The 12868-nt window shown below is 64.3% G+C and carries 15 protein-coding genes, 1 tRNA gene and 1 pseudogene; 4 read left to right on the top strand and 13 right to left on the bottom strand.

The features are described from left to right. Nucleotides 1-31: 31 nt before the first annotated feature. Both QMF81_RS08715 and QMF81_RS08710 read left to right on the top strand, forming a co-directional pair. Nucleotides 32-1294, top strand: coding sequence for an amidohydrolase (locus QMF81_RS08715; RefSeq protein WP_281750416.1), 1263 nt, complete (start codon nt 32-34; stop codon nt 1292-1294). Then, nucleotides 1291-1797, top strand: coding sequence for a cob(I)yrinic acid a,c-diamide adenosyltransferase (locus QMF81_RS08710; protein ID WP_281752959.1), 507 nt, complete (start codon nt 1291-1293; stop codon nt 1795-1797). The genes QMF81_RS08715 and QMF81_RS08710 overlap by 4 nt, the downstream gene beginning before the upstream one ends. Nucleotides 1798-1800: 3 nt before the next feature. Here QMF81_RS08710 and amrS read toward each other — a convergent pair whose 3' ends face one another. Next, nucleotides 1801-2817 carry an AmmeMemoRadiSam system radical SAM enzyme gene (gene amrS, locus QMF81_RS08705; protein ID WP_281750415.1) on the bottom strand — a complete coding sequence of 339 codons (1017 nt, stop codon included), beginning with the start codon at nt 2815-2817 and terminating at the stop codon, nt 1801-1803. 3 nt (nt 2818-2820) lie between these two features. Next, nucleotides 2821-3135 carry a hypothetical protein gene (locus QMF81_RS08700; protein ID WP_281750414.1) on the bottom strand — a complete coding sequence of 105 codons (315 nt, stop codon included), beginning with the start codon at nt 3133-3135 and terminating at the stop codon, nt 2821-2823. A gap of 71 nt (nt 3136-3206) precedes the next feature. Here QMF81_RS08700 and purM point away from each other — a divergent pair, with 71 nt between their 5' ends. Further along, nucleotides 3207-4253, top strand: a complete 1047-nt coding sequence (purM, locus tag QMF81_RS08695; protein ID WP_281750413.1) for a phosphoribosylformylglycinamidine cyclo-ligase — start codon at nt 3207-3209, stop codon at nt 4251-4253. A 140-nt stretch (nt 4254-4393) separates the two neighbouring features. Here the strand turns inward: purM and QMF81_RS08690 are convergent, their stop codons facing one another. The 7 genes from QMF81_RS08690 to fliJ form a co-directional block, all read right to left on the bottom strand. Beyond that, on the bottom strand, nt 4394-4888 hold the full coding sequence (locus QMF81_RS08690) for a hypothetical protein (protein WP_281750412.1): 495 nt from the start codon (nt 4886-4888) through the stop codon (nt 4394-4396). A 76-nt stretch (nt 4889-4964) separates the two neighbouring features. Further along, nucleotides 4965-5603 (bottom strand): peroxiredoxin, encoded by a 639-nt coding sequence (locus tag QMF81_RS08685; RefSeq protein ID WP_281750411.1) that lies wholly within the window; start codon nt 5601-5603, stop codon nt 4965-4967. 15 nt (nt 5604-5618) lie between these two features. Next, nucleotides 5619-7028 carry an MBL fold metallo-hydrolase gene (locus tag QMF81_RS08680; RefSeq protein ID WP_281750410.1) on the bottom strand — a complete coding sequence of 470 codons (1410 nt, stop codon included), beginning with the start codon at nt 7026-7028 and terminating at the stop codon, nt 5619-5621. A gap of 214 nt (nt 7029-7242) precedes the next feature. Next, entirely contained in the window at nt 7243-8097 is an 855-nt protein-coding gene (locus QMF81_RS08675; protein ID WP_281750409.1) for a hypothetical protein, read from the bottom strand. A gap of 29 nt (nt 8098-8126) precedes the next feature. Continuing rightward, entirely contained in the window at nt 8127-8876 is a 750-nt protein-coding gene (gene truA / locus QMF81_RS08670) for a tRNA pseudouridine(38-40) synthase TruA (protein ID WP_281750408.1), read from the bottom strand. Beyond that, complete coding sequence (locus tag QMF81_RS08665; protein WP_281750407.1) at nt 8876-9436, bottom strand: hypothetical protein; 561 nt, start codon at nt 9434-9436, stop codon at nt 8876-8878. The genes truA and QMF81_RS08665 overlap by 1 nt, the downstream gene beginning before the upstream one ends. Next, on the bottom strand, nt 9429-9866 hold the full coding sequence (gene fliJ / locus QMF81_RS08660) for a flagellar export protein FliJ (RefSeq protein ID WP_281750406.1): 438 nt from the start codon (nt 9864-9866) through the stop codon (nt 9429-9431). The genes QMF81_RS08665 and fliJ overlap by 8 nt, the downstream gene beginning before the upstream one ends. Nucleotides 9867-10163: 297 nt before the next feature. On the opposite strand from fliJ, the pseudogene QMF81_RS08655 reads away from it, so the two are divergent. Beyond that, nucleotides 10164-10767: pseudogene (locus QMF81_RS08655) on the top strand (integrase core domain-containing protein); the annotation flags it as partial. Nucleotides 10768-10833: 66 nt separating this feature from the next. On the opposite strand, the gene QMF81_RS08650 reads toward QMF81_RS08655, so the two are convergent. The 4 genes from QMF81_RS08650 to QMF81_RS08635 form a co-directional block, all read right to left on the bottom strand. Next, nucleotides 10834-11322: a PaaI family thioesterase gene (locus QMF81_RS08650; protein WP_281750405.1), complete on the bottom strand. Its 489-nt coding sequence runs from the start codon at nt 11320-11322 to the stop codon at nt 10834-10836. 28 nt (nt 11323-11350) lie between these two features. Further along, nucleotides 11351-11426: transfer RNA gene (locus QMF81_RS08645), tRNA-Ile, on the bottom strand. A 39-nt stretch (nt 11427-11465) separates the two neighbouring features. Beyond that, nucleotides 11466-12368 (bottom strand): NAD(P)/FAD-dependent oxidoreductase, encoded by a 903-nt coding sequence (locus QMF81_RS08640; protein ID WP_281750404.1) that lies wholly within the window; start codon nt 12366-12368, stop codon nt 11466-11468. Between the two features lie 10 nt (nt 12369-12378). Further along, the gene (locus tag QMF81_RS08635) at nt 12379-12861 is read right to left on the bottom strand and encodes an adenosine-specific kinase (protein WP_281750403.1); all 483 of its coding nucleotides are present in this window, start codon (nt 12859-12861) and stop codon (nt 12379-12381) included. Between the last annotated feature and the right edge of the window lie 7 nt (nt 12862-12868).

The raw sequence follows: 12868 nt of genomic DNA, 5'->3' as shown, positions 1-12868 counted from the left end.
TGCCTGCCAAGAAATGCGTGCGGAGGTCGCTATGTCCCTTTTGATCCGTGGCGCCCTGCTCCCCGAAGGGGTGCGGGACGTGCTCATCGAAGATGGCCGCTTTGCCGCCATCGCCCCGGAGATTTCCCAGCCGGCGGACGAGGTGCTGGACGCCCGCTCCTTGGCCCTGTTCCCGTCCTTCTCCAATGGTCATACCCATGCGGCCATGACGCTCCTGCGTGGCTACGCCGACGACATGGAGCTCCATTCCTGGCTCTCCACCAAGATCTGGCCCTTTGAGGCCCACTTGAGCGCCGAAGACGTCTATTGGGGGGCCAAGCTCGCCTGCCTGGAGATGATCAAGACCGGCACCACCTTTTTCGTGGACATGTACTGGCACCCGCGGGCCACGGTCCGCGCCGCCGTGGAGATGGGACTGCGCGCCGGGGTGTGTGGGGCCTTTTTCGACTTTGGCGACCCGGCACGGGCCGAGGCCATGCGCCGGCAGGTGACCGATCTCTACGAGCAGAGCCTGGGGGATCCGGAGTCCGTATTTTTCGTGGTGGGCGCTCATGCCATCTACTCGGTGTCGGCGCCGTCGCTGGTGTGGCTGTCGGACTTTGCCCGGGAGCGTGGTCTCATCCTGCACCTGCATCTTTCCGAGACGCGCAAAGAGGTGGAAGACTGCGTGCGGGAGCATGGGGTGCGGCCGGTGGTGTACCTGGACCGCCTTGGGGTGCTCGGCCCGCACGTGGTGGCGGCCCATGGCATCTGGCTGGACGACACCGAGCGGGAACTGTTGGCCTGCCATGGGGTAGGCATCATCCATAACCAGATCTCCAACATGAAACTGGCGTCCGGTGCCTTGGATTACAATGCCTTGCGTCGTGCCGGGGTGCGGGTGGGCCTGGGCACCGACGGCTGCGCGTCCAACAATAACCTCGATATGCGCGAGGAGATGAAGATTTCGTCCTTGCTCGCCAAGCTTTTGAGCGCGGACCCGTGCGCCTTGCCGGCGGCGGAGGCCCTGCACACCGCCACCCGCGGCAGTGCGGAGATCTACGGCCAGGAATGTGGCCGTCTTGCCGTGGGAGCGCCGGCGGATTGTATTTTGGTCAATCTGAACGACCCGCGCATGACTCCGGTCCACAACGTGGTTTCCAATTGGGTGTATAGCGGAGGCCGCGTCCTCTATACCATCTGCGCGGGGCGGATCCTCATGCGCGACGGCGTGGTGGACGGTGAAGACGAGATCCTGCATGAGGCGCGAAGATGCGCCGCCCGCCTGTGCGAGAAGGCCCAATGCACCCCGTGATCATCGTCTATACCGGAGAGGGCAAGGGCAAGACCTCGGCCTGCGTGGGCCAGGCGGTGCGGGCCCGAGGACACGGCATGACCGTCGCCTTCGCCCAGTTCATGAAGCGTCCCCATCAGGCCGGGGAGCAGCGCCTTTTGGCCGAGCTTTTGGGCGAGCGTTTTTATGCCGGTGGGATCGGGTTTTTGCGCCGCAGCGAGGATTTTCCCGCCCACCGCGCCGCAGCGCAAACGACCCTTGCCTGGGCGCACGCCCAGGTGGATTCCGGCTGCCAGGTGCTCGTTTTGGACGAGGCCGTCTATGCCTTGGGCTACGGGCTGCTGGAGCGCTCGGAGCTGGAGGCCGTGCTCGACGCCGCTCGTGCCGCTGCCTGCCATGTGGTGCTCTCGGGCCGCGGGGCGCCGTCGTGGCTGGTGGCCCGGGCCCATATCGTCACCGAGATGCTCCCGCTGCGCCACGCCTACGCCGAGGGTGTTGCGGCGCAGGCCGGGGTGGAGTTCTGATCGTTACGGCAACGGGCGCGACGGGGGAGCGATGATGGCCTGGCCGCAGTGGCGGCAGGCGCCGTCGCGAAGGGCCATTTCCGCCACGTGAAATCCCAGGCGGCGGATGACGGTGTGCCCACAGCCTGGGCAGATGGTGTCTTCCAGTCCTGCTTCCCGCACGTTTCCCACGAACACAAAGTGGAGTCCCGCGGCCCGGCCGATGTCGCGCGCCCGCAGCAAGGTGGCGCGGGGTGTGGGCGGCACGTGGGGCATTTGGTGGCAGGGGTGGAAACGGGAGACGTGCCAGGGGGTGTGGGGCCCGAGTTCCTGGGCAAGGAAGCGGGCGATGCTGGTGAGCTCCGCGTCACTGTCGTTATGGCCGGGGATGACCAGGGTGGTGACCTCCACGTGCCAGCCCATGCGCCGCATGGCCACGAGGTTTTTCTGTACCGTGACCAGACGGCCGCCGCAGATATTGCGGTAGAAGCCCTCGCTTCCGGCCTTGAGGTCGATGTTGGCGGCGTCGATGCGTCCGCCAAGGAGCTTCAAGGCCTGGGGGCTTTGAAAGCCGTTGCTCACCAGCACCGTGGCGAGGTGACGCTGCCGGCACTGGTCCGCCGTGGCCACCACAAGCTCGAGGAACACCGTGGGTTCGGAGTAGGTGAAGGCCACCGAGGCGCAGTCCAGGCGTCGGGCGGCCTGGGCCAGCTCGGCCGGGTCCACTTCGTCGCCCTGGATGGGGCCGCGCACGCAGGAAAGGCTCCAGTTTTGGCAGAAATGGCAATGGAAGTTGCAGCCCTGGGTGCCCAGGGAGAGGGTCGTGGTGCCTGGCAGAAAATGGAAGAGCGGCTTTTTTTCGATGGGATCCACGTGGAGGGCGGCCACCCGGTAGCCCACCAGGGAAACCAATTGCCCTCCTTCGTTGGCGCGCACCTGGCAGCGGCCGCGCGCACCTGGACTCAGGCGGCAGAAATGTCCGCACGCCTGGCAGAGGACGTTGCCTGCGGCAAGGGGCTTTCCAAGCAGGGCCGGGCGCATGGGCTACTCCGTGGCCGGCAGGAGCACGCGGGGCGGCCTGGGCGCAGGCGGCTGCACCTCCAGATCCAAGTGAAGCTCGGGGGCCAGAAGGATGGAACGCTCTTGGCGGGGTGCCTGCGGGGTGACGCGAATGAACTCTTCCGTGGCGTTGTCGGTAAAGAGAATGGTCCTCTGGTCGAAAAAGCCCTGGGTTTCGGCTTGGGGAGTACTTTCCATGACGATGCCTTGGGCGAGGGCCCAAGGGGCGGCAGTCAGGGCGAGGAGCAGAGCCGCAAGGCAGACCTTTGCTTTACTTGAAGGGGTGGGACGCGTATTCATGAAAGCCTCCTGGGGCGTTGACGTACCAAGCGTATCCGATGCCGCCCCATGGTAGCAAGAGGGAGGGAGTTATGGAACATCGAGACCAAGCCTACAAAGCCGCCGGTGTGGATATTCAGGCAGGCAATGCCTTGGTGGAGCGCATCAAGAAGTATGTAGCCTCCACCCGCACTAAAGGAGTGATTGGGGATTTGGGCGGCTTTGGCGGACTCTTCAAGCCGCTGCTCGCCAACTACCGCGATCCGGTGTTTGTTGCCGCCACGGACGGCGTGGGGACCAAGCTGCGCATTGCCTGGGACCTGGGCCGCCATGACACCATCGGCATCGACCTTGTGGCCATGAACGTCAACGACATCGTGGTGCAAGGGGCCAAGCCGCTCATCTTTTTGGATTACTTTGCCACCGGCAAGCTGGACGTGGACGTGGCCGAGCAGGTCATCGCCGGCATCGCCGAGGGCTGCCGTCAGGCAGGCTGCGCCCTCATCGGCGGCGAGACCGCGGAGATGCCGGATTTTTACCGCCCGGGCGAATACGATCTCGCCGGGTTTTGCGTGGGGATCGTGGACAATGACCGCATCGTGGACGGCTCTTGTGTGGGCGTGGGCGATGTCGTCATTGGCTTGGCCTCCAGCGGGATCCACTCCAATGGCTACTCGTTGGTGCGCAAAATCGTGGCGGAGAGCGGTGCTCGTCTGCAAGACCCGCTCGCCGACTCGGACCAGAGCTTGGGTGCGGCGCTGCTCACCCCCACGCGCATCTACGTGGATGTGGTGCTCCACCTGCTGCGCGACTTCGAGATCCACGCCATGGCCCACATCACGGGCGGCGGCTTCTACGACAATATTGCCCGGGTGCTGCCCCGGGGCACCATGGTCCACATCGCTTTTGGCGCCTGGCCCGTGCCGCCGGTCTTCCGCTGGCTGCGTGAGCATGGAAGGCTGTCCTGGGAAGAGATGCTCCAGATCTTCAACTGCGGGGTGGGGTACGTGCTCATGGTCAAAAAGACCCTGGCCGAGGAGATATTGGATCGTCTTCATGCCCTGCACTGTCCTGGCTGGATCATCGGCGAGGTGCGGGAGCGGCCCGAGGGCGCGGCGGCGGTGCATATCGCCCTATAGGCTTTTTCTTCTCCTTGGAACACAAACCACCGAAGGCGCCGTACGGCGCCTTCGATTTTGAGAGCATGGGTCAGGAACCGGTCTTCGGGCGTGTGCCCTCGGCCGGGGGCGTGTCGCCGGCGCCCGCACCATGGAGGAGCTCAAGGGAACCGGCCCTCGGGCTTGTGCCCTCGGCCAGGGGCGTGTCCTTTCCCTTTGCCGTGTCCTGGGGCGGGATGCGGGCTGCCGGTAAAATTGCGCAGCCAGGGGTCGTCGCCGGCCTTGAGGGCGTGGAACTCCTGCGATCCCGGCTTGATGCCGAGGCTTTGGGCGAGAGCCCCCCAGCCAAGCGGGCGCTGCTGGCGATAGCTATCGAGGATGATGGGCAAAGGTCGGCGGGTGAGCTCGGCGAGGCGCAAGACGAGGTAGGCGTCCGATGGCCGGTGCGTGGTGCCGAGGACCATGCGCAGTTGGGCATCATTCGTGCCGAAGCGCATGCGCAGCTGGCTCTGGAAGTCCAGGGGATCGGCCTGGGCGCGCAGATCCAGGGGAGAAGACCACGCCAAGTCCTCGGCCGTGGCCGAGTGCCCAGGGACGAAAAGGGCGCAGGTGAGCAAGAAGAGGACAAGATATTCCGCGCGAAGGTGAGAGCGCATCCAGGTATCCTCGAGGTGTTGTGATGATAGGAAGCATGTGCTGCGTCAGGGCCGGGGGAAGCCCGGCCCCAGCGTATCAGAGTTTGCGGTAGCAGAACCACCAGTCGAAGCTGTCGGCCTGGCCGGTGCGTTCGGTGGCGGTTTTCACGTCCTTGGCCGGGGGGATGATGACCTTGTCGCCGATGAGCTCGTTGTTGGGCCAACCGGCGGGGATGGCCACGCCGTGGGCATCGGAGGTCTGCAGGGCTTTGACGCAGCGCAGGATCTCATCCATGTTGCGGCCCACTTCCTGCGGGTAGTAGAGCATGATGCGCAAGATCCCCTTGTCGTCCACGATGAAGACCGCACGCACGGTGTTGGTGCCTTTTCCTGGATGCACCATGCCGAGTTTGGCGGCAACGCGGCCCATATCGTCGGCGATGATGGGGAACTGGATCTCTTCTTTGAGCTGTTCGCCAATCCACTGCACCCATTTGATGTGCGAAAACACCTGATCGATGGACAGGCCGATGAGCTCGCAGTTCATGGCCTTGAATTCCGGATAGCGCTTCTGAAAGGCCACGAATTCCGTGGTGCATACCGGGGTGAAGTCCGCTGGGTGGGAGAAGAGGACGAACCATTTGCCTGCCATGGCCTCCGGCAACTTCATGGTGCCGTGGGTGGTGACCACTTCCATTTCCGGAAAGGCTTCGCCGAGCAGAGGAATACCAGACATCGCGTTTCTCCTTGTTTAGATGGTTGCGGATGGAGCGGAAGATTCCTGGGTGAGCAACCGGCCGGAGCGGGTCCAGGCCAGGATGCCGCCGGCCAGGGATTTGACATTGGCATAGCCGTGCTGCCGCAAAAACGAACCGGCCATGTTGGAACGGTAGCCGGAGCCGCAGTAGACCACGATCTCCTCATCGGTGGGCAGGGTGCAGCAGGCGGCGAGGATTTCGGTGAAGGGTTGGTGTTCGGCCCCGGGGATGCGTCCGGCGGCCCATTCCTGGGGCGTGCGCACGTCCACGAGCCGGGGCGGCTGGCCGCCTTTGAGGCGTTCGGCCAGTTCATGGGCGTTGATTTGCGTGAGGCGATGCACCGGACGGCCGGCGTTGATCCAGGACTGGATGCCGCCGGCCAGGTATCCGAGAATGTTGTCGTAGCCGATGCGGATCAGCTCGGTGCGCATGGTGGCAAAGCCTGCGGCGTCGGCGACCACGAGGAGGATCTGCGCCTTGGGGTCCACCACCATGCCCACCCAATTGGCCAGGGACTTTTCCAGACCGATGTTGAGGGCCCCGGGGATGTGCCCACCGCCAAAGGCCACGCCGTCCCGAGCGTCGATGATGACGGCCCCGGCCTCCATGTGGCGGGTGAACTCGTCCACGCTCAAGGCAAGCTCGCGCGGGCAGCGCTCGAGCAGTGGTGCCCCTTTGGCGTTGGTGGCGATGATGTGGGTGAAGCTCTTGGGGCGCACGGGAAAATCCTGGCGCATGGCCGCGGCAAAGGCCTCGAGAGAGTCGAACTGCAGGCGCGGATTGTGGCGGCGTTCATAGCCCAGGGTGGTGCTGGTCTTGGGACTCATGCCCTTGCCGCACAGGGAACCGGAGCCATGGGCCGGGTAGACCTCCAGGTGATCGGGCAGGGCGCCGAGCTTCACGAACAGGGAGTGGTAGAGGTTGGCGATCTGCTCTTCGAGTACGGCCTCGCCCACGAGGTCCGGTCGCCCGATATCGCCCACAAAGAGCAAATCCCCGGTGAGGATGAGCCAAGGTTCGGCAGAGCGGGCCAGGTCCGAGACCAGGATGGAGAGGGAGTGGGGCGTGTGCCCTGGGGTGTGGATGACCTCGAGCCGGGCCGATCCGGCTGTGAGCACCGTGCCTTCCGGCAGGGGGGTGAACGGGAAAGAGACCGGGGAGTCCGGGTGCATGGCGATGGGCGCACCGGTGCGGGCCGCCAGCTCATGGGCGCCGGAGACGTGGTCGGCGTGCACGTGGGTATCGATGATGCAGGTGATGCGCATTCCTTCGTCGCGGGAGATCTGCAGATACTCGTCGACGTCCCGCTTGGGGTCCACGACGATCATTTCTCCTGCGGCAGGGCAGCCCAGCACGTAGGAAAAACATCCGAGGCCAGGGACGCGGATTTGTTGAAAATACATGGGATACTCCTTGGTAGGGTTCGTGACGTCAAATTCTTATTGAGAACTTTTAGTAGTTGTCAAGGTTTTTCAAAAAACAGCGGAAGGCTTGGGGAGGCCAAGATATGGCGTCCTGGAATCGTCTCAAGCCTGGGGACGACTTTGACAGGTGTGTACCCCTTTTTGCCGGGTATTGTCAAAAACTGGAGGAAAGCGGGAGGAAACGGAGTGTTTGTCAGCCGGCAAGATCCACCAGGGTGCCGGTGGAGCGCAGCAGCAAGCGCAGGAAGACTTCTTCGATGGACAGGGTGGGGGTGACGCGCCGGGCCTCGGCGGCCTGGGCCAGGAGGTCCGATTGGGCCTGGAGCTGGCTTGCGTGGCCGGTGAGGTTTTCCTTACGGCGCGTGTAGATGTCCGCCAGGGTCTCGGTGCCGGTGATGGCGGAAGACAGGGCGGTGATGGCATTTGCTCGGGCCGTGGGGTTGCTCAAATCGGCGTTGATGGTGGCCCAGTCGAGGACACTGGTATCGTCGAGGCGCTGGAAGGCGATGGAAAAGCCGTCTTGGGGCAGCCCCTGGATATAGACCCGGCCTTGGGCGTCGATGCGGTCTGTGGGCCAGGAGCTGCCGTTGAGCAGGGGAATGCCGTTATACTGGGTGGTATCCACGATGCTTTGGAGCTTGGCGAAGAGGGTGTCGTACTGCGTCTGGGCCACGGCGGCGGAGATATCGCCGGCGTCCACGGCATCGGCGAGGTCTTTCATCTCCTGGAGGATGTTCTTCATGCTCCCTACACTGCTGGCCGCCATGCCCACCATGCTGGCTGCCTCGCGCACGTTGCGGGCGTTTTGGCCGATGCTGCGGGAGTCCGCCCGCAGCCGACCGGTGATGGCCTCGTCGGAGGGGTTGGTGAGGGGGATCAGCGGAGGTTTCCCGAGGACCATGCGCCGCAGGTTGGCCCCCACGGTGGAGCCCTGAAAGTACACATTGAGCAGCCAGTCCTGCTGCCAGAGGGTGTTGGCGGTGTCGGCGATGAACAGGCGTTCGAAGTTGGTCAGGGCCATAGGGCGTTCCAGGGGATGCAGGTGCACGTCCCTTATCGGCAGGACGCGGAAGATCTTTACCCGTGGTCGTAGCGCACCCATTCGAGGCACAGGCCCTGGGCAGGGGCGGTGCTCGGCGCGGCCTTGCGGTCACGGGCTGCCAGGATGTCCGGCACGGCTGTTTCAGGGATGCGGCCCCGGCCCACGGCCACGAGCAGTCCCACCAGGTTGCGCACCATCTGCTTGAGAAATCCATTGGCCTCAAAGCGCAGGGTCCATTCCCAGGGGGTCGGGCCTGGGGTGCGGGTGATGGCCGTCAGGGTGCGGCAGGTATCCTGCACCGGGGTGCCGGCGTTTTGGAAGCTGGCAAAGTCGTGGGTGCCCACGAGGTGGCGGGCGGCCGCGTCCATGGCCGCGAGGTCCAGAGGGCCGGTGGCCCAGGTGAAGGGCCGGCGCTGGGGGAGCACAAAGGCCGGCTCGGTCCACAAGGTATAGCTGTATTCTTTGGCGGTGGCGCTGAAGCGGGCATGAAAGTCCGCATCCACTTCGCCGGCTTCGCGCACGCAGATGTCGCCGGGCAGCACCGCGTTGAGGGCCCGCTGCCAGGGGATGTGGCGTTTTTCGTGGGCGACGTCGAAATGGGCCACCTGCCCCACGGCGTGGACCCCGGCGTCGGTGCGGCCCGCCCCATGCACGCGCGTGGGGACGCCCACCAGGCGCTCGAGGGCGGCTTCCACGGTCCCTTGCACCGTGGGGCCGAGGGCCTGGAGTTGCCAGCCATGGTAGTGGGTTCCGGTGTAGGCCAGGATGAGGCGGATGCGCGGCACTACTGGGTCCCGAAGGGCGTTTGCAGGCGGGTGAGGGCCTCGGAGAGTTTGGCCGCCTTGTCCGGCCGCACGGTGGAGAGGATTTCTCCGGCCTTGCGTCCGGTCATGCCTGCCAGGATTTTGACGGCGATGGCTTCGTCCAGAGATTCCAGGGTCTGGCCTGCCTGCTGTGGCTTCATGTTGCTGTAGACGTCCACCAGGTGGCGGATCTTTTCGTCCTTGAGCACGTCGGCCTTGTCGAGCATCGCCTGCACCTGGGCTTGGAGGGCCTTGAGCTCCTGGAGTTTGCGGTCCAGCTGTTCTTCTAGGGCGCGCAGGCTGGCCTCTTTTTGGTTCAAGGCCTGTTCGCGCTCGCGCAGTTCCTGGAGCCGCACGGGGAGCGGCGTGTCATCGGATGCGTTGGCGGGCGAGGCGGCGGGGGCGGCTGGGGCCGGCGGCGCCGAAGCATTGTCCTGCGCAGCTTGAGCGGGTGCCGGCAGGGACGGGGCCCAGGCGAGGGTCGCAATGGCGCCAAGCTTCACCAGGGCCAAGAGCGCCAGCAGGGCGAAAAGCCTAGTCATCCCGACGGCAGTATGCCAGGGTCGCGGTTTCGTCGAGGGCACATTGATCGCGGCGGTTTTCTTCATAGGTGTGTCGCTGCAGGTGGCGGTGGCGGAGTTTGTCCACGAGGCGGCGCTCCATGGAGCGCTGCTGGAGTTGTTTTTGGCAGGATGCGACGGCTGCAGCCAGCTCGTCAAGGCGGCGCAGACTGGCGGCGCGTTGTTCGGTAAGGCGTTGGATATAGGGCTGCCAGAGCCAGAAATCCGCCGCACGCCGGGCCTCCTGCAAGAGGCCCAAGCGTGCGGTTTCCAGGTCCTCTTCGAGGCGCTTCAGGCGCAGGCGTTCCATGGCCAGGGCGCTTTCCGCTTGGGCCAGGGCGAGTTTGGCCTCGTCTTCGAGGCGCTCGCGGTAGTTCAGGACTTGCTGCAGACGGAAGCGAAAGGGCGGCATGGACAGCTCCAGAAGGTGGTTGCCGAAGACTTTAGCAAGATTCGTGCACGCTGCGGCGGTATGCGTGGGTTTCTTGAAGGCTGCTGGGATCAGCGGCTGGGCGGCGAAAAAAGCGCGGGAAGCGGCGCCGTGGGGCGTTGCCGTTCGTAAAGGAAGAGATGCCCATAACGGGCGCGAAGGAAATAGCTGTCAGGTCCCGCATCATATGCCCCGAAGCCGTGCGAAACGCTTCGAAGCATACCGGCTCCTTGAGCGCTTGTTCCAAGGCCGGAAAGCATTGAAGGATGGAGCGGAGCCATGCCCAGGATTCATGCCAATGCCCGAACGACACCCCGGATTCGCCGTGAGATCCAACAAGCGCTCGCTTCGGTCAGTCACCGCGTCAACGTCAAATACCTGCCGCAAATGCCCGATGAGGCGCAGCGCCGCTACCTCTTTGTCGCGATCGATCGGGCAACGCGCTGGGTCTATTTGGAAATCCACGAGAATAAGAGTGCTGAAGCCGCGACACGCTTTCTCGCAAACGCCATTGCCAACGCTCCATTTGTAGCGCGTACGGTTCTCAAAGGAGTTCACCGACCGCTTTTGCGCTACTGGCGAACGCCAACCTACGGGACGCCATTCGTTTAATCAGCTCTGTGGTGAGAAACGCATTGTGCATCGGCTCATCCAACCCCGCCATCCGCAAACCAACGGGATGGTAGAACGCTTCAACGGCCGCATTGCCGAGATTCTACGCGCTGAGCGCTTTGTTTCGGCAGCCGACCTGCAAGAGACGCTCATGCGATACCTCTGGGCGGACAATCACCACATTCACCAACGCGCTTTAGGCCACAGGACACCTATTGAGAAACTCCGAAGGTGGCAAACAAAGCAACCAAAGTTGTTCGTTTCAAAAGTAATGTCCCGGGTCCACACAAGGCCCAACATTGGACAAGGAAGAATATGGACCGTTTGTCGAGAGGGTTCAGTCGGTCAGCGGGGCCGACGGGGAAGACGGGGCGGCCTGGTGCGCCATGTGCGCCGGGATGGGGGCGGCCACCACCTCGCCGCGCACGGTCACGCTCCCCTGGACGGAGATCTCCACCTGCACCACGGCCTTGCGGCCGCGACGTTCCGTGAGACGGGCGGTCAGCTCGAGGGGCGGCCCGAGAGGGGTGGGGCAGAGGAACTGGACCTGCAAGGAGGCGGTCACCAGCCGCGGCGGATGCCGGGGATCATCGGCGATGGCCGCCGCCGCGGTGGCCACGCCGTGGCAGTCCACCAATGAGGCCAAAAGCCCGCCATAGACGAACCCCGGCACAGCGGTGTGTTCGGGCTTGGGGGTAAAGGTGGCGCGGCCGACGGCACCGTCCCAGAAAGTGGCAACCCCCAGGGCCTGGGGGTTGCTTACCCCGCATCCGTAGCAGCACTGGTACTGCGGGGGGTAGCAGCTTTGGATATGGAGAGGTTCCATGGGAGAGCGATCCTTGTGGAGACGAAGATGGTGGGCCCACCAGGGCTTGAACCTGGAACCATCCGGTTATGAGCCGGGGGCTCTGCCAGTTGAGCTATGGGCCCGCTGTGGCCGCGCTGGTTAGGGCGCGGCCTGGGGGAGCGTCAAGGCTGTTTGCGCCGTTTTTTGACGTAGTCGATGGCGGATCTGGCGGCGATGGCCCCTTCGCCCACAGCCACACTGATTTGGAGAAAGCGCCCGACACAGTCGCCGGCGGCGAAGACCCCAGGGACGTTGGTGCGCTGCTCGCAGTCGGCCTCCAAAAAGACCCCGTTGCGCGTCAGCCCCAGGGTGTAGGCAAAGTCCGAGGAGGAGGCCTCCCCCATGGCCACGAACAGACCGTCCACGTCCAGGGTGGTGCCGTCATCGAAGCGCACCTGCTCCAGGAACTTGTCGCCTTCCAGGGCCTGGATGCTCGTGGTGCGGATGGGGATGTTCGCCTCTTCCAGGCGGCGGCGGAAATCCGCGTTCATGGCGGGTTCTTTCCCTTGGGTGCACAGGGTGACCTTGAGGGTGTATTGCAGCAGCTCCAGGGCCTGGTTGGCGGCGAAATTGCCTTCTCCCACCACGAGCACGGGCTTGCCGCGCACGAAATAGCCGTCGCAGCTCACACAATAGGATACGCCCTTGCCCTCGAAGCGGGCAAGGTCCGGGATATTGGGCCGCACGCGGGACACGCCCGTGGCGAGGATGATGGCCTGGGCATGGACCGTGCCGGCTTCGGTCACCGCTTCGAAGCTGCCGTCGTCGAGGAGGTGGATGGAGAGCACCCGCTCGCAGCGGATTTCCGCCCCGAACTTGGCCGCCTGGATGCGGCCGCGCTCGATGAGCTCCTTACCCGAAATGGTCTCGGTAAAGCCGAAGTAGTTGTCGATGGCGTAGTCTCCGGCCACCTTGGGCGCGCAGCCCAGAATGAGCGTATCCATGCCGGCGCGGGCGGTGTAGATGGCGGCGGAAAGTCCGGCCGGGCCCTGGCCGATGATGAGAACGTCTACGTGTTGGTCCACACGAGCCTCCTTAAAATTTGTAGCCGATGGTGCGCAAGAATGCCCGGCGCTTCTCCACGTCGTCCGGGCCTTCCACGCCCTTGGGAGAAAATCCGTCCACCACGCCGAGAATGCCCCTACCCTGATCGGTCTTTGCCACGATCACCTGCACGGGGTTGGCGGTGGCGCAGAAAAAACGCACCATTTCAGGCACCTGTCTGAGGGTGCGCAGGATGTTGATGGGGTACATGTCCCGCAGAAAGAGGACGAAGCTGTGCCCCGCGCCAATGGCCAAGGCATTGTCCCGGGCCAGGGCGATGAGTTCGTCGTCCGTTCCGGTAAGCCGTACCAGACAGCGGTCCGAGGCCTCGCAAAAGGCCAGACCAAAGCGGGCCCGCGGCACGGTGCTCACGATGGCCTCGTGGACGTCCTCCACGGTCTTGATGAAATGGGACATGCCGAGGATGACGTTGTCTTGGGCCGGATTGTGGATGGGGACGAGGGAGAGCTCCATGGGTGCT

Source organism: Thermodesulfomicrobium sp. WS, from assembly GCF_027925145.1.
GTDB lineage: Bacteria > Desulfobacterota > Desulfovibrionia > Desulfovibrionales > Desulfomicrobiaceae > Thermodesulfomicrobium.
The sequence above is the reverse complement of the archived record's forward strand: the minus strand, read 5'-3'. Positions and strand labels throughout refer to the sequence as shown.